The organism is Shewanella sp. WE21 (genome assembly GCF_002966515.1).
GTDB classification, from domain to species: Bacteria; Pseudomonadota; Gammaproteobacteria; order Enterobacterales; family Shewanellaceae; genus Shewanella; species Shewanella oncorhynchi.
In genome coordinates this window covers 1,108,856-1,132,550 of the sequence record NZ_CP023019.1, presented here as the reverse complement: position 1 = coordinate 1,132,550, position 23,695 = coordinate 1,108,856, and the positions used below count along the sequence as shown (strand labels likewise).

Annotated in this window: 24 protein-coding genes and 1 pseudogene; 11 read left to right on the top strand and 14 right to left on the bottom strand. The window is 44.1% G+C overall.

Annotation, left to right across the window (positions count from 1 at the left end):
- Positions 1–86: 86 nt before the first annotated feature.
- Together CKQ84_RS04865 and CKQ84_RS04855 are read right to left on the bottom strand one after the other, a co-directional pair.
- Positions 87–1,442: a flavohemoglobin expression-modulating QEGLA motif protein gene (locus tag CKQ84_RS04865; RefSeq protein WP_105250320.1), complete on the bottom strand. Its 1,356-nt coding sequence runs from the start codon at positions 1,440–1,442 to the stop codon at positions 87–89.
- A gap of 540 nt (positions 1,443–1,982) precedes the next feature.
- Positions 1,983–2,159 (bottom strand): PA3496 family putative envelope integrity protein, encoded by a 177-nt coding sequence (locus CKQ84_RS04855; RefSeq protein ID WP_006079984.1) that lies wholly within the window; start codon positions 2,157–2,159, stop codon positions 1,983–1,985.
- 324 nt (positions 2,160–2,483) lie between these two features.
- On the opposite strand from CKQ84_RS04855, the gene CKQ84_RS04850 reads away from it, so the two are divergent.
- From CKQ84_RS04850 to rimK, 4 genes are all read left to right on the top strand, one after another.
- Complete coding sequence (locus tag CKQ84_RS04850; RefSeq protein ID WP_105250318.1) at positions 2,484–4,637, top strand: CHASE domain-containing protein; 2,154 nt, start codon at positions 2,484–2,486, stop codon at positions 4,635–4,637.
- Entirely contained in the window at positions 4,634–5,068 is a 435-nt protein-coding gene (locus CKQ84_RS04845; RefSeq protein WP_105250317.1) for a response regulator, read from the top strand. Before CKQ84_RS04850 ends, CKQ84_RS04845 begins: the two co-directional genes overlap by 4 nt.
- Before the next feature lie 9 nt (positions 5,069–5,077).
- Positions 5,078–6,793: a bifunctional diguanylate cyclase/phosphodiesterase gene (locus tag CKQ84_RS04840; RefSeq protein WP_105250316.1), complete on the top strand. Its 1,716-nt coding sequence runs from the start codon at positions 5,078–5,080 to the stop codon at positions 6,791–6,793.
- A 178-nt stretch (positions 6,794–6,971) separates the two neighbouring features.
- Positions 6,972–7,877: a 30S ribosomal protein S6--L-glutamate ligase gene (rimK, locus tag CKQ84_RS04835; RefSeq protein ID WP_105250315.1), complete on the top strand. Its 906-nt coding sequence runs from the start codon at positions 6,972–6,974 to the stop codon at positions 7,875–7,877.
- Between the two features lie 59 nt (positions 7,878–7,936).
- On the opposite strand, the gene CKQ84_RS04830 is transcribed toward rimK, so the two are convergent.
- The 4 genes from CKQ84_RS04830 to CKQ84_RS04810 all read right to left on the bottom strand — a co-directional run bounded on the left by CKQ84_RS04830 (position 7,937) and on the right by CKQ84_RS04810 (position 10,614).
- Positions 7,937–8,629, bottom strand: a complete 693-nt coding sequence (locus CKQ84_RS04830) for a TorF family putative porin (RefSeq protein WP_105250314.1) — start codon at positions 8,627–8,629, stop codon at positions 7,937–7,939.
- 292 nt (positions 8,630–8,921) lie between these two features.
- Positions 8,922–9,194, bottom strand: a complete 273-nt coding sequence (locus CKQ84_RS04820; RefSeq protein WP_006079990.1) for an HU family DNA-binding protein — start codon at positions 9,192–9,194, stop codon at positions 8,922–8,924.
- 159 nt (positions 9,195–9,353) lie between these two features.
- Positions 9,354–10,151 (bottom strand): response regulator, encoded by a 798-nt coding sequence (locus CKQ84_RS04815; protein WP_105250312.1) that lies wholly within the window; start codon positions 10,149–10,151, stop codon positions 9,354–9,356.
- Positions 10,152–10,233: 82 nt separating this feature from the next.
- Positions 10,234–10,614, bottom strand: coding sequence for a hypothetical protein (locus CKQ84_RS04810; RefSeq protein WP_105250311.1), 381 nt, complete (start codon positions 10,612–10,614; stop codon positions 10,234–10,236).
- A gap of 127 nt (positions 10,615–10,741) precedes the next feature.
- Between CKQ84_RS04810 and CKQ84_RS04805 the strand changes: the two genes are divergently transcribed.
- On the top strand, positions 10,742–11,251 hold the full coding sequence (locus tag CKQ84_RS04805) for a DUF4240 domain-containing protein (RefSeq protein ID WP_105250310.1): 510 nt from the start codon (positions 10,742–10,744) through the stop codon (positions 11,249–11,251).
- Positions 11,252–11,264: 13 nt separating this feature from the next.
- Here CKQ84_RS04805 and CKQ84_RS04800 read toward each other — a convergent pair whose 3' ends face one another.
- A complete protein-coding gene (locus CKQ84_RS04800) occupies positions 11,265–11,579 on the bottom strand; it encodes a hypothetical protein (protein ID WP_105250309.1) in 315 nt (104 codons plus the stop codon).
- A gap of 135 nt (positions 11,580–11,714) precedes the next feature.
- Positions 11,715–12,023: a hypothetical protein gene (locus CKQ84_RS04795; RefSeq protein ID WP_105250308.1), complete on the bottom strand. Its 309-nt coding sequence runs from the start codon at positions 12,021–12,023 to the stop codon at positions 11,715–11,717.
- 278 nt (positions 12,024–12,301) lie between these two features.
- Between CKQ84_RS04795 and CKQ84_RS04790 the strand changes: the two genes are divergently transcribed.
- Positions 12,302–12,826, top strand: coding sequence for a DUF3016 domain-containing protein (locus CKQ84_RS04790; protein WP_105250307.1), 525 nt, complete (start codon positions 12,302–12,304; stop codon positions 12,824–12,826).
- A 43-nt stretch (positions 12,827–12,869) separates the two neighbouring features.
- Here CKQ84_RS04790 and CKQ84_RS04785 read toward each other — a convergent pair whose 3' ends face one another.
- Entirely contained in the window at positions 12,870–14,627 is a 1,758-nt protein-coding gene (locus tag CKQ84_RS04785; protein ID WP_105250306.1) for a GGDEF domain-containing protein, read from the bottom strand.
- 165 nt (positions 14,628–14,792) lie between these two features.
- Positions 14,793–15,101, bottom strand: coding sequence for a prephenate dehydrogenase (locus CKQ84_RS04780; RefSeq protein WP_105250305.1), 309 nt, complete (start codon positions 15,099–15,101; stop codon positions 14,793–14,795).
- Positions 15,102–15,149: 48 nt separating this feature from the next.
- Here CKQ84_RS04780 and CKQ84_RS04775 point away from each other — a divergent pair, with 48 nt between their 5' ends.
- Entirely contained in the window at positions 15,150–16,052 is a 903-nt protein-coding gene (locus tag CKQ84_RS04775; protein WP_105250304.1) for a TraB/GumN family protein, read from the top strand.
- 33 nt (positions 16,053–16,085) lie between these two features.
- Here CKQ84_RS04775 and CKQ84_RS04770 read toward each other — a convergent pair whose 3' ends face one another.
- Positions 16,086–16,859: a methyltransferase domain-containing protein gene (locus tag CKQ84_RS04770; protein ID WP_105250303.1), complete on the bottom strand. Its 774-nt coding sequence runs from the start codon at positions 16,857–16,859 to the stop codon at positions 16,086–16,088.
- Positions 16,860–17,586: 727 nt separating this feature from the next.
- Between CKQ84_RS04770 and CKQ84_RS04760 the strand changes: the two genes are divergently transcribed.
- On the top strand, positions 17,587–18,417 hold the full coding sequence (locus CKQ84_RS04760; RefSeq protein ID WP_081729006.1) for a MaoC/PaaZ C-terminal domain-containing protein: 831 nt from the start codon (positions 17,587–17,589) through the stop codon (positions 18,415–18,417).
- An 80-nt stretch (positions 18,418–18,497) separates the two neighbouring features.
- Here the strand turns inward: CKQ84_RS04760 and CKQ84_RS24175 are convergent.
- Positions 18,498–18,595, bottom strand: a pseudogene (locus CKQ84_RS24175) (oxidoreductase); the annotation flags it as partial.
- 167 nt (positions 18,596–18,762) lie between these two features.
- Between CKQ84_RS24175 and CKQ84_RS04750 the strand changes: the two are divergent.
- Positions 18,763–20,475 (top strand): formate--tetrahydrofolate ligase, encoded by a 1,713-nt coding sequence (locus tag CKQ84_RS04750; RefSeq protein ID WP_105250302.1) that lies wholly within the window; start codon positions 18,763–18,765, stop codon positions 20,473–20,475.
- A gap of 83 nt (positions 20,476–20,558) precedes the next feature.
- Here the strand turns inward: CKQ84_RS04750 and CKQ84_RS04745 are convergent, their stop codons facing one another.
- Positions 20,559–22,217, bottom strand: a complete 1,659-nt coding sequence (locus tag CKQ84_RS04745; RefSeq protein ID WP_105250301.1) for a mechanosensitive ion channel family protein — start codon at positions 22,215–22,217, stop codon at positions 20,559–20,561.
- A gap of 235 nt (positions 22,218–22,452) precedes the next feature.
- Between CKQ84_RS04745 and CKQ84_RS04740 the strand changes: the two genes are divergently transcribed.
- Positions 22,453–22,782: a hypothetical protein gene (locus CKQ84_RS04740; protein WP_105250300.1), complete on the top strand. Its 330-nt coding sequence runs from the start codon at positions 22,453–22,455 to the stop codon at positions 22,780–22,782.
- A 136-nt stretch (positions 22,783–22,918) separates the two neighbouring features.
- Here the strand turns inward: CKQ84_RS04740 and CKQ84_RS24135 are convergent, their stop codons facing one another.
- Complete coding sequence (locus CKQ84_RS24135; RefSeq protein WP_105250299.1) at positions 22,919–23,044, bottom strand: hypothetical protein; 126 nt, start codon at positions 23,042–23,044, stop codon at positions 22,919–22,921.
- Between the two features lie 288 nt (positions 23,045–23,332).
- On the opposite strand from CKQ84_RS24135, the gene CKQ84_RS04730 reads away from it, so the two are divergent.
- Positions 23,333–23,623 (top strand): ABC-type zinc uptake system zinc chaperone, encoded by a 291-nt coding sequence (locus tag CKQ84_RS04730; protein ID WP_105250298.1) that lies wholly within the window; start codon positions 23,333–23,335, stop codon positions 23,621–23,623.
- Positions 23,624–23,695: the final 72 nt, after the last annotated feature.

The window sequence follows — 23,695 nt, the reverse complement described above, 5'->3', positions numbered from 1 at the left end:
TTTTCTATCGAAGATTAGCGTTTAGTTTTATAAAAAAGCTCACATAGTTGTGAGCTTTTTTATTTTAAATCAATCAGGTTACTGTATTAGTCCGAGTTGTTGTCAAATTCAGTATCATCGAGTAACTCAAAGGTCGGGACGACATTCGGTACGTCTTTAAATAAGCGTGTGAAATGGCGCTGTACACCTTTCAAATCGATTCCTGCTAAACCTGATGCAAAACCAAACCAAGCATAAAGGCCACTAAAGTTATCAAACATGGGCGGTAGATATTTAGGCGTAGTCAGAATGCCCTCTTGGCAAGCTTGGTATAACACGGGGATATCTTCAATCGCTAATTTACCGAGGAATAGCATAGGGATGAGTTCAGGAAGGCCTGAGGTGATGGCGCTGCGGATAAAGTTAATGTTTTCCACATAACCACGCACATAGGAAATATCCTTAGTGAAGAAACTGCCGCCTTCCACCATGCCCCCACGGAAAACCCTTTGAGTGACACGGTAACTGTCTGTCGCACTTAGATTCAATCCTCTGAAATAATTGAATACCTCTATAAAGTCAGCACCATTTTCAGCCATATCGACTGCGGCAACACGGTCACTAATTCGCCGAGCCCGTCCTGGATTTGAGCTTAGCGTCAGCATTTCCAGTAAAACGGCTAGACCTTCTTGGGTTGCTGCTACGCGGGGAGAACCGACACTGAGCCAAGTGGCGTGGGGTTGAGCTCGGCCGTTTAGCGTTGTGCCGACATGCACCCAACCTTCGTGAACTTCATATACATTAAGATCCGATTCGCTGAACATTGCTTTGCTATTGAGCTTAACAGTGTCGCCACCGACTGCAGCGTCAGAGACGATACCGTCACTAAGGCGTACACGCATATCATCGCTATGAAAGTACTTTTCTAAACGTTGGCTGAGCACGTTAACCGCTTCTGGCGCGCTAATAATTTTAGGGTGGTGTTTATTCATGTGCCTCGCCGCGGGCAGCGAGAAAATGTAGCTGAGTTTATCGCCTAACTGGCGCAAGGTATGGCGATCGCCATGCAGTTTATGGCTAGCACTGCCGTACAATTCTTGGCTGAGCTTACCAAAGGTTGGCGTGCCTCTATTCCCCAACATATCAATGACAAGGCGATACTGATCGACGTTTGCCACTAATATTTTGCCGAGTTTGTCTCGTTTACCCAAACGTCTATGGATGTCCTGCTTTAGGGAAGCTAGCTCAGCTTGGGTTTTAACAGGATCAAAAGGTAAAGCAATGTTTTGATAGAACTCTTGCTTGATAGCCGGAAGTACCGTGCCCTTATTGGAGAGAAAACGTTCCTCCATTTCCCGCGGCCATTTAATGGCATCTAAGATTTTTATTGGCGTTTGAATGCGAATTAATTCATCGGAAAAACGGCGTAGATCTTGTTGATATTGGGCTAACGACTCAGACATTCCCGTATATCCTGCAGGTAATTTCAGCGAGAGAGATGTGGCTAATCATAGCCTTAAACCTCATTTATTCATATTGATTCGCAGGCTAGCTGAGAAAATATACCGATTAAATAAATTAGCTGTTATCGATTTTGTGAATCATTTTGGTGCACTTGTTACAATTCTAGCGCTATGTCTATGGGACATAAATAAGTAACCATCTGTTTAATAATATTTTATTGATATGACATTAAAGCTGCTTTGTTCTTGATATAGAAATAGATTGGTTGGAGCAAACATGGCCGCGATGAGTTATTTGAGTGTGCTAAGGCTGAATGCTTGTTAATCAAAACTCAAGCTGACAAGAGTGGTAAAAATGACCGTGATGACGCGATATTAAATCTGGAGGTTAGTGAGCTAGAGCAGAGTCACACCCAGCACTGTTGGCTGGGTGAGATATTCGATTTTAGTGGGCCAAAACTCAGTGAGTTCGAAACAAATGATCACCGACTGAGATCATCATCCCATTATTTTGACCACTAGATAGCGAGATAGAATTGGCTAGAAAAAATCGTCATCTCCTAATGCACGTTTTAACTCCGCCCGCTCGAGGTAGTCTTCTAAACGCTTTTTGACTTCGCGTCTATGCTGCATTGCCTCGGCGGCTTTGCTGTTTCTTGGTGTGGTCATTGCCTCAAGTTCAGTATCGTTGGGCACGACTTCAGTAATATGAGCCATAACGAATTCCTCTTGTTGTTCCTAACGACTTTCTAACTAAAAAGAGTATGGTAGAAAAGCAAATAATTTTGTGAGTTAGGGTGAAAAATTCTTCCCGTGAGTCGGATGATTCAGCTTACCGCTGTTTGGCGTAGGCACTAGACTGCAATTGAATATTTGATTAATTTAGTTTTTGCTTATTTTGTGATTAAGAGCACGGTATCGTCATAGATATATTCGCGTTAATTCCGAGTTAAATAGTAGGATAAACTTGAATTTAGTCATAATTACAACAACACTTGTACCTGTGTTTGTTGTTAATCGTTTGCTAGGGAATTGGCTTACATGGACAAGGATCAGTTTTCTAAATCACTCCCCCCATCTAATAATATCTACTTTAGCGTGCTGAGCTCTAGCTGGCTGATGATAGTGGCTGCCTTACTTTTCATGGGGATCTCTTGGTATGTGCTTGAGCAATATCTTAGGGATAGAGGTGAAGAGCGTTTCGAAAATAGCGTTCAAGAATTAACAGAAGCCGTGAATCGCAGAATGCTTGCCTATGAGCAAGTCTTACGTGGTGGCGTTGGCTTATTATTATCGTCGAGTAATGTGACACGTCAGGAATGGCAAACTTATGTCATCAATGCTCATTTATCTGAGTATTACCCAGGTTTTCAAGGTTTTGGCTATGCTCAGTTACTTCAACCTGAAGCATTAAGTGCACACATCCAAGAAGTTCAAGCTGAAGGTTTTAAAGACTATAAAGTTTACCCAGAAGGAACGCGTGATCAGTATTGCGTGATTGTGTACTTAGAACCCTTTGATTGGCGTAATCAAAGAGCCTTGGGTTATGACATGTGCTCCGAGTCTAATCGATATAAAGCCATCACTCGCGCTATTACCACTGGACTGCCGACAGTTTCTGGCAAAGTCGTATTAGTTCAAGATACTTCTGATGATGCGAAAGCGGGCTTTTTAATGTATTTACCGCTTTATCAAGGCACCACAACAACAGAGGCTGAGCGTAAACAGCACGTGTTTGGACTTGTGTATGCAGCGTTTAGGATGGATGACCTCATGCAAGGGATTATGGGGGAGCGATTCTCAGGCTTGAAACTTGCCATTTATGAAAGTCCGCAGGCAAGCGCTGACAGTTTAATGTTTACCAGCAGCAAAGTGGCCCCGAATGAGCAGGATGTGTTTTATCACTCGCAGACTGACTTAGTTGGAGGGCAGTTGTGGCGTTTAGACATTTCATCACAATCGCGTTTTATCTCGAGAGCGGAACAGACCCAAGGTATGTGGCTCCAATTTATCGGTTGTGGTTTTATTTTGGCATTGTTTTACTCAGTGTTAATTATGGCGCGTAATCGATATAAGGAGTCTTTACTGACTTCAGAGTTAATTGCTAACGAAAAACGCTTTAGATTAGTAATTGAAGCCTCTCCAAGTGCGCTATTTATGGTGGATAAATCTGGATTTATTACTTTAGTGAATACCCATGCTGAACGTTTGTTCGGCTATACCAGAGACGAGTTACTCGGTCGTTCCATCAATATGTTATTGCCCGAAACCCTAAGGGATGCTCATCAGCAGCACATGAGTAACTATTTAGTGCAGCCTATTGCGAAAAATATGTCGATGCGGGATGACCTGTTTGGCTGTTGTAAAGATGGCAGTCGACTCGCAATTGAAGTGGGGTTAACGCCTATTCATTTTAGTAATGGCATTTCTATTCTCGCGACAATTAACAATGTCTCTGAACGTAAACGTATTGAAGTTCAGCGTGCAGAACATATGCTTGAGCTTGAGCGTATCAATCAAGAATTAGACAGGTTCGCCTATATTGCTTCCCATGATTTGAAATCCCCATTACGTGGTATCGAGCAGCTAACCTCTTGGTTATCTGAGGATTTAGTCGATAACACCAATGAAAATGTACAGAAATACCTAGGGCTTATCCAAAGTCGTATTCATCGAATGGTGTTATTACTCGATGGACTATTGATGTTTTCTCGGATTGGTCGTGTCGATACCGAAACCACTGAAGTGAAAAGTCGGCAACTGGTTGAAGACATGTTTGCGCTCGTCGCGCCGCCACAGGGATTTGAATTAGTCCTAAAAGGTGAATTTCCAAATTTTTATACCGTAAGACCATTGTTGGAATTAGTTATACGAAATTTAATCAGTAACGCCATAAAACACCATGACTTAGGTACAGGTGTGATTACGGTTTCATGTGAGGCGGTTGATCAGCAGTATCGATTCAGTGTGATAGATGATGGTCCGGGGATATCAAGCTCATATCATGAAAAAGTCTTCGAGATGTTTCAAACACTTAAACCAAGGGATGAAGTTGAAGGCAGTGGTTTAGGCTTATCACTTGTGAGGAAAACGGTTGAAAGTTTAGGTGGAGAGATTCAGCTTAAATCGCAGGGCCGAGGTTGTTGTTTTTGCTTTAGTTGGCCTAAGCAAATAGTGAAAAAGGAGCTTCTATGAGCGCAGCAAATCACTATCAACAGGTCACCATTTTATTGGTTGATGACGATGACGTGGATTACATGGCCGTGCAGCGGGCGATGAGACAATTGAGGTTACTCAATCCCTTAGTGCGTGCTCGGGATGGGATCGAAGCATTAACTATTCTAACGAGTTTAGACACGATCAAAGGTCCGTATCTTATTTTGCTGGATCTTAATATGCCAAGAATGAATGGGTTTGAGTTCCTTGAGCGAATACGTTCAGATCCTTCTCTTTCTTCGTCTGTCGTTTTTATGCTCACCACGTCGAGTACCGATGAAGATAGGATGAAAGCCTATAGCCATCATGTGGCTGGTTATATGGTTAAAACTGATATGAAAGATGGTTTTAACAATATTTTTAATATGCTTGAAGGTTACTGGCGAATAGTGGAGCTCCCATCCGCATAAGGTGAGTATATGGATTTACTACTGATCGATGATGATGAAGTTGATAGAACTGCGATCATCCGAGCACTCAGACAGTCAAAGTTGACTTTTAATGTGGTCGAAGCAAATTGTGCATTTGATGGTTTAAATCTCGCATTAGAACGTCATTTTGACGGTATTCTATTGGATTATTTATTACCCGATGCTAATGGCTTAGAAGTGTTGATCAAGCTCAATGCCATGACGCAAGATCAGACCGTAGTCGTTATGCTGAGTCGCTATGAAGATGAGAAACTGGCTCAGCGCTGTATTGAACTAGGGGCACAGGACTTCTTGCTTAAAGATGAGGTCAACTCGCGGATACTAACCCGTGCAATTCGTTATGCGAAACAAAGATCTTCAATGGCGTTGGCGTTACGTAATAGTCACCAAAAACTAAAAGAGCTAGCTGAACACGATTCGTTGACTAAGCTGGTTAATCGCTATGGTTTTGAACTTTGTCTTAATCGAGCGATAGCAAGGGCCAAACGTTGTCACGACTATTTAGCCGTTATCTTGCTCGATTTAGATGATTTTAAAGCGATCAATGACACTCTAGGCCATCAGACGGGGGATATTCTTTTAGTTAAAGTAGCCGCTCGATTAAGTGAAGTATTACGAGATGGCGACATTATTGCCCGTTTAGGTGGGGACGAATTTGTCGTGCTAGTCACTGATAATGATTATAAATATTTCCCTATGATTGTGGCTAATCGATTGCTCAAAGTGTTTGAGGACGTATTTTGTCTCGGTGATAACGATGTGCTTATTGGTGCCAGTATCGGTGTGGCTTTTTATAATGAAGCGGCTTCGAATAGTTCTGAGCTGATGAAATGTGCCGATATTGCCATGTATCGCGCTAAAAAAATGGGCCGAAACCAAATTCAGTTTTACTCAGAAGCTTTAGATAAAGAGGTGCGTTACCGTAATCATATCGAGTCGAGTTTGCGTACTGCCTTAAAAAGAAATGAATTTAAGGTTCATTATCAAGCGCAAGTGAATGCGAAAACCCATCAGCTGGTGGGGATGGAAGCCCTTATCCGATGGCAGCATCCTGTAGACGGCATTATCACCCCAGATCAATTTTTACCCATAGCCGAAGAAATTGGATTAATGGAGGACATTGATGATTGGGTGCTTGAACAAGCCTGTATTCAGGCACAGGTTTGGTTAACCCAATTACAGCCAACAGGGAGAGAATTTACCATTGCCGTTAACCTGTCTGCATCGCAAATTGGAAATGAGAACCTGTTTGATAAAATAGCGAATACGCTGACTAAGACAGGACTTCCTGCTGTAGCATTAGAGCTTGAAATTACTGAGAATTGCCTTATTGAAGATCCCCATGAACATGCCAAAATGCTCGATAGAATCGCCGAGTTAGGGGTGCGTTTTGCCCTTGATGATTTTGGGACGGGTTTTTCGTCCTTAGAACATATCAAATTGTTTCCCATTAGCGTGCTGAAAATCGATAAAAGCTTTGTCGCTTCCTATGATAAGGATGATAAAGACACTCGTTTGCTCGCTGCATTACTTAACTTCGCCCATGGGTTTAATGTCATATCAGTAGCTGAGGGCGTTGAAACAATTGAGCAGGCTGAGTTTTGTACTTCTCGCCATTGTACTGTATTACAAGGTTATTTGTTTTCTCGTCCCTTAGATGCAACGGAGTTTGAGGCTAAGTATATTCTGCCGCTGTTAATTTAAACGAGTTCCGAATGTGATAGGTCTTGAAGTATTTCATTAGCATAATGATTTCGTCTGGTGAGGAATATTTTCTTGCATTACACTGAGCAATAGACAAATATCAGCCCCTTTTTCTGTCGCTGTGCTTTTGGTGCCGCAGAACGGTTTATTCACTCATGCTTAAGTTGGTCACTCAGCAATGAAAATAGGTATTTTATCCCAATTCCCCCAGTTGTATTCGACACAACGTTTAGTCGCGGCTTGCCAAAGTCGTGGACATGAAGCTGTCGTGATCAATACGCTGAATTGCTACATGAATATTAATTCTATTAAACCTAGCATTCATTATGAAGGTACTGAATTAATTGGGTTTGATGCCATCATTCCGCGTATTCATGCTAGCGTGACTTTTTATGGTTGTGCCGTTGTTCGTCAGTTTGAAATGATGGGCGTATATGCCGCGAATGATTCAATCTCCATTGCGCGTTCGCGGGACAAATTGCGGGCACTGCAACTACTTTCCCGCAAAGGGATTGGCATGCCAGTGACGGGTTTTGCCAATAAGCCAAATGATATCCCAGATCTCATCAATATGGTGGGCGGCGCTCCGTTAGTCATTAAATTACTCGAAGGCACTCAAGGGATTGGTGTCGTACTCGCTGAAACTAAAACGGCTGCTGAGAGCGTGATTGAAGCATTCTTGGGGCTCAAAGCGAATATCTTAGTACAGGAATACATTAAAGAATCCAATGGTAGTGATATTCGTTGTTTTGTTGTCGGTGACAAGGTTGTTGCTTCGATGAAGCGTCAAGGCCCCGAGGGTGATTTTCGCTCAAATCTGCATTTAGGGGGTTGTGGTGAGGTGGTAAAAATCACCTCTGTTGAGCGTAAAATGGCTATTGCCGCTGTGAAGGCGATGGGATTGGTTGTCGCGGGAGTCGATATTTTACGTTCTAACCGTGGCCCACTGATCCTTGAGGTTAATTCGGCGCCTGGCATTGAAGGGATTGAGCAAACAACAGGGATTTCAGTGACTGAGCCCATTGTTGAGTATATCGAGAAAATGGTTGCGGCCCGTAAAACAAACCGGTCAATTATTGCCTAATAGGTGATAGTGATAAAACGACGCCACTTTTTAAGGTGGCGTTTTGTTATGCTTAGAGCCTATAGATCAAAACTGTAGGAATATCCGAGTACTAGTTTGGCATCATCATCGGTGAGATCGGTATCAGAGACCATAAATGACACTGTGCCTATACTGGTATCAGCGCTGAGAGTCACGTTATAGTCGGCATAATTATCTTCGCCAAACCAAGATTGGACGACATCACCGTTTGAGTAACCATAGTGCACTGATAAACTCAGCTTTTCAGTGAGAGGAACGGATACCGTCGCGGCAAGATAACTGAGATCTTTATTATCTAAAGGATCGGCGGCCAGATCGTCACCGGCATTGATGACTTGGGAGTAAGCCAGTTCGAGCCATTTCCACGTGACAGCAGCATGGAGCTCACCAAAATCAATACTGCCCGGCGCGTCTGGATAGGCGTAGTAGAGATAGCCAAAGTCGTAGCTGATGTCTTCGGTAATACTGCCGCCATAACCCGCATATAGATCAAGCTCGTAGCTAGTATCATCACCAAAATCCACATTCGATGCCCAAGTTCCCGCATAAAATCCAGAATCGTGGCTGTAGTCAAGGCCACCTTGGATTGCGACCGCATCTTTAGTTTGGGTCGCACCGCGCCATAGATAATTAGAGGTACCGCCAATGTTGCCTGATACGGCTGCAAAGGCGTTGCCTGCCAGTAACATTCCCGTCGATAAGGCCAAAACGCTGTACAGTGATTTCTTCATGCTCATCCCCTCGATTGACTTATTTATCGATTCACCATTGGCACACTCAAAGTCAGCTGTGGTCATTAGTGCATCTTGGTTTTTTTCTAAGGAAGGATTTGCTAATCACATGCCACTATTACAATGCCATGTAAAACAAGGTATTAGAACTCGTAATGTTAATGAAATGTTTTTACTTGCCAGTTTGTGGGGCAGAGGCGCACTTTTGTTGTGCAAAAAACATTCAGTACTTCACTGGGATTGGGCAAAAAAAAACGCCTCACAATGGAGGCGTTGTATTGAATTTTATAACTTAGTTTACGCTGTCACGTAGGGTTTTACCTGCTTTAAACTTAGGCACTGTCGCTTCAGCAATTTGAATTTCTTTACCCGTTTGTGGGTTACGGCCAGTGCGAGCGGCACGAGTCGCTGTTTCAAAAGAACCGAAACCTACGATGGAGATTTTGTCACCATTTTTCATTGATTCGGTAATAGCTGCTTCAAAAGACTTCAATGCGCGTGCTGCTTCTACTTTCGTTAGATCGGCATTTTCTGCAATTTTGGCGATTAGTTCAGTTTTGTTCATTTTTATTGTCTCTTCTTTCCGTAGATTTATTTGAAATAAGCGTGCCTAACATGCCATAAGGTTTAGCACTTGGAAAGCCTTTTGCGTCTAGCGTGCAGCAGGATGTTCAGTAAAGCGCAGAATATTTACTCAGTTCGTGATTTAAGTTTTATTCTGGTTTTATTCTTCTAACAGTTGATAGAGTAATTTTTTAACAAGTTTGGGTTCAAAGGGTTTGTCACATAAGGCATTTACACCCGCTTGGGACACATTGCTGAGGTGGGTATCGTTGGCTTCGGAAGACACCATCAAGATGGGAATGTGTGATTGTTGGCTTTCATTGCGGATAAATTGTGTCAAAGCTAGCCCATCTACACTCGGCATATTGTAATCAGTGATCACTAAGTCGAACATATTGTGTTTCATTAACGCTATGGCTTGCGCGCCATCCTCGGCCTCGGTAATTAGCTTCATCCCTAAGTTACCAATCGTGCGTTTAATGACGTTTCTTGCCATACGGCTATCATCGACCACTAATACACGCACATCTTGTACATCGAAATTACTCAGGTCGAGTTCATCGTGGCTGAGTAAATCAATCGTGGCATTCAATGCTGTGCCTAAATGGTCGGCACTGAAGGGTTTAGGTAGAATCGCTACTACACCCGATTGGCGGAATATTTCAAGTTGCTCACGGCGGCACTCACTCGAGACCAGCATAAATTGGATATCTTTGCAGTCAGCGTTGGCCCTTAAGTAGCCCAAGAGATCGATGGCAGTGCCATCATCGAAATGCATGGCGCTCGCAATAAGGTCAGGTTTATGGCGAGCAATAATATCTTTAGCGGCTTCTATGTTTTCTGCGGTTTGAATGCTGAGAATGCCTTCTTGTTGTAAGCGCTGAATAATAATTCGACGCTGTGTCTCTGAAGGTTCTACTAAAAGAATGGAAAGTTCACTGGGCGATAAATGGCTCATAGTCTACTTCAAGTTAAGAGTCGTAAGTATTTTACTGGGTCGCTAAGCTACGCTATTGATAACAGCTTAGCAACAAAGTCCATTACTGAGTTTGGCGGGTCAAATAGTGTCTCGTGACCTTAGAAAATGCGATCCAATACTGCACGAGTAAAATAACAATAATGCTCACTGTGAGTGGCAACATAGGAATGTTGTGGCCAGAAACAACTACTTTTACATCCTCAGGGGTAATGCGATAGGCAATAATTGCTGTAATCCCCAGTGCCGAGAATCCTAAGGTTTGCATGCCAATATAAATCTTCAACACTAAGCTAGACCACGGCGCCCGTATGAGTATGCCAACGAGCACGGGGAGGACACCTAGGGTGAATACATCAAGGGATTGAGTCATCACAGTACGCCAAAGTGCAGCAATGCTGAAGAGGCAATATAACGTGATCAGTAGTATAAGACGTTTAGGCATAGATTGAAGTGCACACCAGTAGCAAAGAAGATGAGCAAGTGTAGGAAATGCCCTAATCCGAGTCCAGTATAACCGTAATATCGTGTAGAATATGCCTTTTTGCTAGAGGCTCTAATAGGTGACGTTTATGACAGAAGTTGAGTTTTGGGGTTTAGTCACGCGAACGGAAGCGGCGCAATCACAGGAGTCTTTGACTCAAGCACTGAAGCAGAAACTTGCCGAATTGAGTAATGAAGAGTTAAAAGCTTTCGATAAAATCTTTGGTCAGCAGATGCGCCGTAGTTATCTGTGGTCTGTTTGGGGGGCGGCTTACATTATTACGGGCTGTGATTCTGAATATGCTTTTGCCGAGTTTAGGTGTTTTTTGATTTCACTCGGTAAAGAAATTTTCGAAGGTGTGGTTAATCAGCCTGACACCCTAGCACGTTTAGCCGCTTGGCCAGAGCGAGATGCCTATGCTTACCCTTTTGTAGATGAATACGACCTTATCGCAGGGCAATTATACGAAGATAGAACCAGTGAGGAACTGCCCTTTATGCCATCGGGCAAGGCGACGCCCGCGGGTAAAAAATTTAGCACTAAGCCCAAGGATTTAAAGCGGCAATACCCTGAGCTGAGTGCCCGTTTTCCATTTTAGTCTTGGCAATACCTTATGAGCGTAAGCAAGCGTTGGTAGTGACATCGAAGGTCATGCCGTATTTAGGGCAGATGTCGCTCATAAACTCATGTTCTTGCGCGGTTAATTGTTGACTAAAATCTTGCTTAAGCTGCTCTGTCATTTGATGTTCAGCCGCATTTTGCATCTGAGCCAATTTGCTCAAATGAGTGTTAACTGCCTGTTGCTGGCTGATGGTCAATGGCGCAGCTTGGCTTGAAATACTTGCGCTAGTTCCGATTGTCAGCAGTGCCAATAAAGCGAGTTTTCGTGAATATGGGTTGAATAGATAAGCCGTTTTTAGGTTCATAGGTAAGCTCCAAGTTAAAAATTACGTTTAACACGTTAGTTCTAAATCGTGCATCCTTAGATGGTAAAGAAAACGAGTTGTACTGTGAGGAGTGGAGTTTATTGTATAAATATTGAACCTATGCTGAATGGTTAGTTAGTGCTCATTCTTCATTTCTTCGCATTGAAATCCTTGCTTACGAGTATCGAACTGGCACATAGATCCACATTCCCAAGGCACATTGTCGTAGAAGGCAGATTGTTCGCGTGCAAAATCGCGGCAAGTATTATAGCTGTCAAAGTTATCGGTTTTTTTATATTTTCCTGAATCATAGCCATGGTTGTAGATAAAGGCTGACCAAGTTTTAGGGCCAGTATTTTTGTCACTCGGGGAGATAAACCAAATCGCACTTACGACGCAGGTAAACAGGATAAGAATGAACACAGGTACAACAGGGAATTTCATTTTTTATTAAGTGGGCAATGTAAACAATAGCGGAAGGATAACGCTTTTTTTGTCGTTATGCGCGTGAAATGTTCACAAATTGATAACTATGCACTTACTTGGTGCAATTTCGATACAAAAAGATACGTATCGGTTGTGATGGTTAAATAATATTTACTTAATTATACAAAAGCTTACGACACATTTGCTGTACTTATATCAGTTTTGCGTTAAGCTCTAGTTCAGGTTAGATTTTGTACTGTGGTTCTCAGAAAGTTATCTAGGCCTTGGAGGCAAACATGAAAATTCAGTCCCTTTTACTCGCAGGTGTATTAAGTTGCAGTGCGGCTTGGGCGGCCGATGAAGCGCCTGTGGATCCCGTCACCGAAGATGGTGTGGTTAAAATTGTTTGGCAAAGTCCTAAAGATTATCGCGATATAAAATCATCAGGGGAGCTCCAATCCCGTTATGAGAAGCGCTTATTTGAGACCTTAACTGAAAACATCAATAAAGAAGCCGCAAAGATTTTAAAACCAAATCAAAAGCTTGAAATGACCATTACCGATGTTGATCTTGCGGGTGATATGCGTCCAACATTTGGTGCGACCGCCAATGATTTACGCATTATCAAAGACATTTATCCGCCACGTATGACTTTTTCTTATCAAGTCTTAGAAAATGATAAAGTGATTATCGCGGGCGATGAAAAACTGTCGGATATGGGGTTTATGGGGGGGATCCAATCTTTAAATGATAAACCTTTTATGTATGAAACCAAAATGTTAACCGAGTGGTTAAAGAAGACGATTGCACCACAACTTTAATGACTCATATCGGGCGGTAATGCTGAGGATTTAAGCTGTTTAGCTATGCCGTTAGTGCCTGAGTGTCGATAATTAGATGATTTTCTAACAGGTAAAATCCATTATTTGCGGATTTTGCCTGTTTTTTTGCCCTAGCGCTTAAGGTCGATAGACTATGTTCATGGGCGTTAAAGGTGAGTGCGGGTGGTAAAATGCCTACACACAGACTGATCAATTGATGGTAACAGGCTTCACCTTTTCTATCGTCGGCGAGCATTTCCTGGGCCAGCCAGTGATCTGCGCTATAAAACAAATGCTTATGGGTTTCAAAATCCGCTAGAATTCGCTGGCAACGGCTGATCATATGCTCACAGGTGCTGATAATTACAAAGTCATCGCCGCCGACATGGCCGACAAAACAATTGTCGCTTTTATACTTCAGTAACAGATTCGCCACTTCACAAATCACTTCATCGCCACGGCAAAATCCATAAATATCGTTATAGGGCTTAAAGTTACACAAATCAAAATAGGCTAGATAAAAATGTTTCTTTTGGATCTTAAGGCGTTTTAATTCCTCTTGAATGGGCACATTGCCCGGCAAGTCTGTCAGAGGATTCGCATGGCGGGCCATCTTAATTCTGTGCTCTGTGATCCTTTGCAGTAAATCTTTGGTGTGACCTATGCCGAGTAGTTTACCACGGCGAAGGATAATGAACTGTTGCGCGACCGTATTAGCACTCTCTGAGGTCAGTAATTGACTTACGGTGGATAACGGTTCGTTGGCCTCAATCTGGATGACTTGCGGGTCCATCACTTCACTCACAGCATGATTTTCATGTAAGGCGCGACCATAGGGTGTGCTGAAGAGTTCAAGTAAGGTCGCGCGGCTGATAATACCGAGTGGCAACAGGTTATCTACCACTACAACCGCCTGTAATGCAGGTTGCGAGATAAAGGTGTCACTTAAAAATTTGAGTTTAAGTGTGGGCACTACGGTTATGGCACTCGTGCACAGGCTCTCGGCCGATTCGCTGTATCTAGGTTGAATTTGAGTATTGCTTGGCACTAAGGTCGCTTTCATCGCACGGCAGGGGAGCACTTCTGGACGACCGAGTAAGTAGCCTTGGCAATAGACGATACCCAGTTGTTTGAGTACGGCTAATTCCTCTTGCGTTTCAATTCCTTCGGCTATCACTTTGCAGGTTAAACTTTGGCATAACTCCACAATCGAGCGGACAAATTCCTGTTTGACGGGAGTCGAATCAATCTGATGGATAAAGTGACGGTCGATTTTGACATAGTCAGGTGACAATTCTGACCAGAGTCTCAGACCCGAATAACCTGCACCTAAGTCATCGATCGCCGTTAAAAAACCTTGGCTACGATAGTGATTCAAGCAGGATTTGAGTAAATCGATATCATCGGCGGGGTATTGCTCTGACAGTTCAATCACAACCTGTGATGGCGCTATGCCGAGTTGTTGCAGCAGTTGTAAGGTCATGCCCTTGGGGTGGGCGGGATCTAATAATGCCTTGGGCGAGATATTTATAAACAGCTTGCCTTGAAACTGGCGCAACTTAAATTGCTCGAGTGAAATACGGCGACAAAGGGTTTCTAGCTCGCTTAATTTACCTTGATGTTCGGCGGTCTGAAATAGCGGGACTGGGGAGTATAACGGGCTGTGTTCAGGGCCACGGCTTAACGCCTCAAAACCATGAATTTTATGTTCTAATATATTGAAAATTGGCTGAAATAAGGGACTGATTGCAGCTTTAGAGATTATTTTATCGAGCTCTTTAGCCAGATCTAAACTTGTCATTACGTCAGCCCCTTCGTCTATGTGAGCGGAGTCTATGACTTAGAAATGACAAAATGATGACAGTTTTGGGGAAGCTTAGTGCTATCTATCTGTGTTGGTGGGCTTGATTAGATATGCTATGGAAAGAGCTGAAATCTAAGATGAGTTTCAGCTCCTAATCTCGGTTTAGCTTTGCTTCTTAAAGGCCTGCAACGTTTGCAGTAATGCGCCTAACTGACGCACATAGGTTTCGAGTTCTTTAGGATCGAGCGTTTGATGTTCTTCCATGCGAGTTAAGTCATCGACCAACTCTTGCACATAGGGCAGAAAGCGATTACTCGAAGCGATAAAACCTTGTTCTGCCGTGAATATGCTGGTGAAGTTTCCATGGCCAGCTTTCTTTAGCTCATCTAACTTAGCGTCGGCGTCTATGGCTTGGCGATAGGCGATTTGAAGATTTTCTTTCAGTTGCTCTATAACCTTGGTATGTGGCATAACAGCGTCTCATTGCAAAATTTGCAGGAATTATAAGGGGCAAAGGATATGGCAACAAGCCAATGGCGACTAATTGCATCAATCAGTTTTCTGGCGTTAGCGGGTTTGAGCACAAAAGTGGTGGGTGCAGAAACCGATAAACCACCATTTTATCAAGTGCAATGGCAAGGCAAGAGTGCGTATTTGCTAGGTTCGATTCATATTGGACGTGCCGACTTTTATCCTTTACCCACCCAAATTGAAACCGCGTTGGGTAAAGCTAAGGGCTTAGTTGTAGAAGTCGATATCAATAAAGTCGATAGCACAGCCTTACTGCAACAATACGGCCGCGCCGATAAAACTAAGGGTTTAGATTGGCAGAGCCGAGATAAGCAAACGGTCGAGAGCATGACGCCCTATTGCGCGGCCACGGCAAATGTTTGTCAGTCGATACAATCTTTTGCACCTTGGCTGCAGGCTACTCAAGTTAACTTATTGCGTTATAACTACTTAGGTTACAGCACGGATTATGGCGTTGATATGCAGTTGATGGCTCGATATGCGACTTTGCCTGTGTATCCGTTGGAAACTGCAGAGTCACAATTTCAATTGTTAGCGTCTTTTAATAGTCAAGAGCAGTGGTCTATGGTGCGTGAGGCGATTAGTGCATCGGATGCGGAGCTTTTATCGTTAATAACGGCTTGGCGTTCAGGTAATGAAACTGAGCTTGATACCATAATGCAGGAGCAAATGGGCGGCGAGGGCGACACTAAAATGCTAGAGAAAATCCTCTGGCAGCGAAATCATGTGATGGCCGATGGCATTATAAAATTAATGGGCTCGACTGACGTGACTTCACCTTTGTTTGTGGTGGTTGGTGCTGGCCATGTGGTGGGGGATAAAAGCGTGGTGCAATTGCTAGAGCAAGCAGGCGCCAAAGTGAGCGCCTGCTGGAAACAGACTTGTCAGTAATTGTTTAGGCAGCGCGTTTGTAACGACGCGCGCTCACACTGCAGAGCTTTGCCCTAAAAAGTGCACATATCGGCCGAGGGAAATATAGGGTTCGCGTTGCGAGTACTCCAGCTCCATTTGTAGCAGCTTGTGATAGTCGAAATCCGCGGGCTGACTCTTTTTCAAATAGTCGTGGATTACACGCACGCCAGACTGGCTGATGAGCGACATTCGCCACTCGCTAAACCAATCTTTAACTTCTTGAATATAAAGCGGATGAGTGGGAGTTAGTCGCACTTTCTTCTTCACTTTTAAATCAGCGGCGACGTAATCGAAATTGCCCGACACTAAAGCATGAAAGCGCATGGCTTCTTTGTTGTAAAACATCAAAGAGAATAATCCGCCGGGTTTTAGCATAGTAAGTAAACCCGCTACAGTGGGCTTAGCATCCGTTAACCATTCAACGACCGCATGACACAGTATGATATCGAAATAACCATGGTTATCGACCGATAATGCTTGGATAGGCGCATGGATAAGCTGGATAGCTAATGGTTCAGGGGAGGCATCAATTTGTTCTTTGGCTTGAGCCAGCATCTCAGCAGAGATATCGCAGAGTACAACTTCGTGGCCGAGGCGCGCTAATCTTTGGCTAAAATAACCAAAACCACCGCCCGCATCTAATACTCTGAGTTTTTTATCCCCCAGTTTTGCCAGCGCGGGGACGAGGTCGCGCCATAGCACTGCGGCACGTATTTCGCCCTTGGGCGTACCATAGATGTTTTTCGCAAATTTTTGCGCGAGCTTATCAAAATTCTTATCTTGCACGTGATAACTAGGTTAAAGAGAGTGGAACGATAGTGTGGCACAGTCGTAAATTTTTCGCACTCTGGAGATGTTATTGCCGAGTTGAGATGGATAAATTTGCATCGTTAATTCTTAATGTATTGATTTTATTGGTAGTAATTATTCCTACTAAACTTAGGGATACACAGAACTCTGTGCTCTGGGTTATAATCACGCCGTTTTCACCAAACCTGACTCTATATACCCAAGCGACCTGAAGATACGAGTTTCAGAGCGCCTAGGGTGCTTCAATTCAAGGCGCATCAATGACAGAATGTCGGCCACCTTTTAAATTGATGCAACACGGAAGTGAAGCACCCTAGGCGCTCCGTCCCGGCGGGTTTTAACGCACTTTATGCTGTGTTGGTTATTTTGAACTTAGTCCACTAGGTCCGCAAATAACCGCAATCGCCATGGATGGCGTGAATGCCATTTATGCAGGAGCAATAAAGGGCCTTGCCTAAAGTGCGTTAAATTCCCGCTGAATCCTGCATTTTCAGGTTGTTTGGGTATAGTTGTCCATTCGGAGAGTCAGCATCAGCCCTTATTAAGACGCAGCACTGCCTGTTTTACACTCGTTATCAGCTTGATTGATCAGACGTTACTCGTCTGTGCGGGGTAATTTATGGCAATGTATTTTTGTGCCAAGGGATAGTTAATTAAAAGGTACTCAGACTTGAATAATGCATATTGTGTTGAATTGAACGCGATGCCGTCGCTGTTTTCTCTTTATCGCAAGATCTTCTTTGGCCGTAAGCCTGGTTGGGATCAACAGCCGTTGCCCCAAATCAAGGTGACCGCGCCGCATGTGACTGTGTCTGAAGCTAAAGTAAGCCAATATGCGCAGGTGTGTGGTTTTCAATTTGACGGTAAAGTTCTACCGCCAACCTATCTCTACGTGATGGCATTTCGCCTGCATGCGGTGATCTTTACCCACGATGGGATCACTTTCCCACTGCTTGGCATGATCCACCTAAAGAACCGCATTCAAGTGTATCGGCCTGTGACGGTTGACGAGACTTTCTCCCTCGAGTGCGCCTTGACCACGAGCCGCGAGACGGATTCTGGCTTAGAGTTTGAATTTGTGTCTAAGGCGTTTGTCGGTGAAGAACTCGTCTGGGAATCGCTATCCACCTATTTATATCGTATCGATGTTGCTGGGCGTCGCGTTCGCCCACCTAAAGCCATTGATATGGCATGGGAAACACCACAAAGCTGGAGTTTGAGTGAAGATTTAGGTCGTCGTTATGCTAAGGCATCTGGCGACTATAACTTGATCCATCTGCATCCTGTGCTTTCAAAGCGTTTTGGCTTTGATCGAGTGCTCGCCCATGGCATGTGGTCTAAGGCCCGTTGTTTAGCAGAGTTGATGCCAAGTATTGGCGATCGTCCATTCACTGTGGACGTGACCTTTAAGCTGCCACTTTTGATGCCTGCCGATGTTGGATTTGGCTATGAGCAGAATGCTAATAATATGGTATTTGAATTACGTGACAGCAAAGGCCGTCGCCCACATTTAAGTGGCGATGTGCAGTTTTAAGCCGCACTCAATAATACATACAACCACGGCGCCTTCTGGCGCCGTTGTTGTTTATGGTTGTTGCTTTTGAGAAACAAAAATCAAGGTACGCTGTGACCCATAGATGCCTGCCAGATACTGAACCATTGCTGGCGTCGAGCTGGATCTCATTTGAGGCAACGGCACTCTTGAGCCGCTCGGACGCAGGGCAGATTATTTGATGCAGATTAAGGAATCGCTCATTAACCCTTTCGACGGCTATATATCTTAAAGCCAATCACCTAATATCCGCCCTATTCAATGAGTGTTGTGCTTAGCAACCCCTCATACTAAACCAAAGCGTATTTGAAAGGGAGAAATCGACGCATGCTGACAGATATGGATATTTCGAATCGCGCTAGCCTAAAAGACATTAATGAACTGGGCGCCGACTTAGGTCTATTACCCGAAGAGATGATGCAATTTGGTCACACTAAAGCCAAGGTTGAGCTCAGTGTGTTGCAGCGTTTAGCTGGGCAGCGCAAAGGCAAATTGATTATCGTCACCGCAGTCACGCCTACGCCCCACGGTGAAGGTAAAACGGTGACTAGCATTGGCTTAACGCAATCGTTAAATGCCATAGGCAAAAAGGCCTGTGCCTGTATTCGCCAGCCCAGCATGGGGCCTGTATTTGGGGTGAAAGGTGGCGCTGCGGGTGGCGGTTATGCGCAAGTGGTGCCCATGCAGGAGATGAATTTGCATCTCACGGGTGATATTCATGCCGTGAGCAGTGCCCACAATTTAGGGGCTGCGGCGATTGCGGCGCGGCTATTTCATGAAGCGCGCTTAGGTAAGGCGGAATTTGAGGCGCAATCTGGGCAAGCGTTTTTGGATATAGATCCCAGTGAGATCCGTTGGCACCGAGTGGTCGATCATAATGATCGCTGTCTTAGGCAAATCCAGGTGGGCTTAGGCGATAATAACGGCCCAGAGTACGAATCCAGTTTTGATATTACCGCCGCCTCTGAGTTGATGGCGATTTTAGCCTTAAGTCATAATTTGGCGGATATGCGGGCGCGGATCGGTCGTTTAGTGTTGGCATTAAATACCCAAGGGCAAGTGATTACCGCCGAAGACTTAGGTGTCGCTGGTGCGATGACGGCCATCATGGCGGATGCGATAAAGCCGACGTTAATGCAGACTTTAAATGGTTCACCTTGCTTGATCCATGCGGGACCCTTTGCCAATATTGCCCACGGTAATTCATCCATTATTGCTGATGATATCGCCCTCAGACTGGCGGATTTTGTGGTGACTGAAGCTGGTTTTGGATCAGATATGGGCTTTGAAAAGTTCTGTAATATCAAAGTGCGTCAATCGGGTCAGGTGCCGGCTGCCGCTGTGCTGGTCACCACCTTAAAAGCGCTGAAGGCCAATAGTGGTTTGGTGTCTGAGTCAGATATCAATCTACCAGATCAGGCTCGACTCGAAGCAGGCTTTGCAAATTTAAACTGGCATATCAACAATGTGGCTCGCTATGGTATTCCTGTGGTGGTTGCCATTAACCGTTTCGCCACTGATACTGATGCCGAGTTGCAATGGCTAACTGCGGCTGTTAACGCGAGCAACGCCTTTGGCTGTGAGGTTAGCGATGCTTTTAGTCAAGGGGAGGCGGGCGCTGTCGCCTTAGCGCAGACTGTGGTTCGCGCCGCTGAAACCGAGAGTCAGTTCAAGCTGTTATATTCAGATGAAGCCTCATTGGAGGCTAAGTTATCCACCTTAGCCGAGGTAGGGTATGGCGCAGCGGGCGTTAGCCTTTCTATCGAGGCCAAACAACAGGCGCAGCAGCTGACTGTATTAGGTTATGGACATTTGCCCCTGTGTATGGCCAAAACGCCGTTATCAATTAGTCACGATCCTAGCTTAAAGGGCGTTCCTCAGGACTTTGAGATCCCGGTGCGGGGTTTAGTCTTGCATGCTGGTGCGGGGTTTATCACCGCCTTGGTGGGGAATGTGATGACTATGCCAGGACTAGGGCTAAAACCGGGTTACTTAAAAATTGATATTGATGCGCAAGGTGAGATAGTCGGCTTAGGCTAACACTGATGCAGAGATTTATAGGCCAGAGATAAAAATAAGGGCGAGCTCATTGCAACGCCCTTCTTCTCTCGTTTAACGCTGGTTTAAAGCGGTGATTTCGAGGTTTGATAGATATGCACATCACGCTGTGGGAAGGGAATACTGATCCCTTCGGCGTCAAAGCGCATTTTCACTTCGCGGGTAATGTCCCAATACACTTCCCAGTAATCTTCCGGTTTTGCCCAAGGGCGAACGATAAAGTCGACCGAAGATTCGCTCAATAGATGTAGTTTAATCGTCGGTTCTGGTAATGGTTGTACCTTAGGATGCGCTTCGACGATAGACTTGAGAATCGCTTCAGCCTGTTCGATGCTGTCGCTATAACTGATCCCAAAGGTCATATCGACTCGACGTTGATGCTCAGCTGTGATGTTGTTAATTGTGTCACCCCAAATCTTATTATTAGGAATAATAAGACGTTGGTTATCCATGGTTTTAATCGTGGTGGAGACAAGGCTCATGTGACTGACGCGTCCAGTGACGCCAGCGGCGTTGATCAAATCGCCCACATCATAGGGACGGTAAATTAAGATCATCATGCCTGAGGCGAAATTCGACAGGGTATCTTGCAGGGCAAAACCAATAATAACACCCGCGATACCAAAGCCTGCGAGCAAGGGACCAAGTTCGATCCCAAGCTGTGAAAGGGCGATTAATAGCCCGATAGTAAAGACGGCTTTACCTGATAGCGAGGTGAAGAAGTCTTGTAATAACTTACTTAAATTCAACTTAGAATTGCTAACGGTATTTTTTACTATCTGTTTGGCTAACTTGCCGGCGAGACCCGCAATAAACAAGATCAAACAGAAAACAAATAACTTAAACACGACGGTTGGGCCGTGATTAATCGCTTGTTCTTGTGCCGTATTTAGCCACTGCTCAACGAGACTTGATGCCACATCAAAGTTCAACACATCTTGAGTTATATCACCTGAAACACTAAAGAGTGTCTTTTTCAGCGCGGCGGTATCATGGCCTAAGGCGTCGAGTAGGCTGATGTCGATATTTAAGCTCTGACTATTCTGTGCTAAGCGTTCCTTTAGCATCATTACGTGGCTGGTTTGCGCCGAAGTGACATCTTTACCTGCATTGGTTGCGATATCGATTGCTGCTTGTAGTTGCTGCTGGGTATAAGTCACTAAACTTTCTAGCGTATCGGCACGTGCTACTAAAATTTGCATCAGTGATTTTTGTGCTTCGCTAATATCTTGGCCAACTTGTTCGAGCCAAGTGAGCGTCTCGAGTTGTTGCTTGTAATAGGTGTCTTTTTCTAATTCGCGCTTTGATATTTCCAGCAGAGTCGCATCATCTGTGCTCGAACCTAATTGCTGTTCTAATTTACTAATGTTGTCATCGATATAAGCATCAATTTGTTGGATGTAGTTAAGTTGTCCTTGGATTAATGGTTGCAGAAAAGCTTTGTCGATTGGCGTTGCTTCGAGCAGATCTTTAATCTTATTACGTAACTGTAAGGTTTTGTTTTGAATTCGATATTCAACAATTGTCTTCAATTCGCCTTTGGCATTTTTTAGTTTACGTATATCCGTATCGATAGCCTGTTGCAGCATTGCCAGTTCTGTCTTGAGCGTTACAGGAGTGCTGGATGGGCTTTCGGTTGCAGCGACAGGTTCAGTTTGCGCTTGGGATGAAAGGCTGAGTAGTGGTATTAGCAGGGCAAACACGAGAGCGAGGTAGCGGTGCATAGGAGTGATCTTAAGTAGAAATATGTCTGAGTATGATAGATGTTGCCGGATTTACTGTAAAATATCTGTGAGTGAAATAGCCCTTGGAATTAAACTTTTTTAGGGTGGGGTTGATTTGAGCTTAACCTTGAGTGCGGTGCTTTATCTGCTTTTTCCGACATTTTGGGTATTTACAGGCCGAACTCTAGTCGGTATCTGCTAAACTTGCGCATCGTTATTTAGGAATCGTGTTTTCATGTTGTGTTCCCATTGTAATCAGTACATCAAGGTCAGTGACATTAGCCAGCAAAGAGGCAAAGGTTTCGACGCTCAAGTGCGTTGCCCCCATTGTTCGGCTTGGTTAGGCCGCAGTCCAACATTGGCTAAACTCAAGTTATTAGGATTTTATTTGAGTGTATTTACGGCGGGATACAGTTACTTTGATGCCTCTGTGCGGTATTTTGCGATCCCTGTAATGATTTTTTCGTTGATGTTGTTGTTTGTGAGCCATTTTATGGATCAAGTCATCACCATTGAAGCGCCAGAGCAGGTCGATGATAGCGATCAAAGACAGAAGTATCGTTAGGCTAATAGTGGATTCGTCATGGATAGGAAAATCGGCGGTACAATTTTCCAGAGACGAACATCATTTGAGCGCCTTTAGCAGGCGCTCAAAATGCAACGAAGAGGGTTTAAGGGGTGAACTGCAGCCGCGTCTTTGTTTACTGCACGACTTGTTCTTGGCTCGTTAAGGAGTGCTCAACGTAATAAATACCACCAAATATCACCGCGCTGAAGATGACTATCCCTAAGATAAGCCCTAAGTTTTCACGAAAAAATGCTAGCATAATAGTTGCCTTTAGGTGGATAAAACGGAGCCATATCGAGCTTGATTTCGTCATTGTGCTCGCAGACATAAAAACCAAATACACTATAGTTACACTCACTTAAGCTAATCTTAAATGCGTTTTTTTACCTGAGTTCTCGCAAGATCCTACCGCTATTGATACAAGGAGTTATTGGTAAGACTGGGTACCTCAAATATCTTGTAACCTTTTGCAAAGCGATTACCTTATTGCAACTTGCTATGGCACTGACATAGACTTATGCAACTTTTTAACTATGGGGACGACTGAGTGAGACTTAAAAGTCACATTAGACGCACAATTTCGATATGGCTTGCTGCCGTACTGATATTGCTGTCTCTTGCTGCCTCAGCCCATAGTGTGACCCATCTTGATGATGGCGCTAAGACTCACTGTACCCTGTGCTTCCATCAACACCAACTCAACAAGATTTTATTGACCCATCCGCTGACGCTGAATTTAGCTATACAGCATTTCGATGTGGTCGAATTTATTTTACCTTCCTCTATTTTTAAACACGTCAGTGTTTATCGCAGTCGTGCGCCTCCCTTCGCTCTCTAAATCAACTTAAAATTTTAACTTATTGTATTTCTTGATGACTTTATATCAGTCGTCGAGTGCTAGTTGTATTTT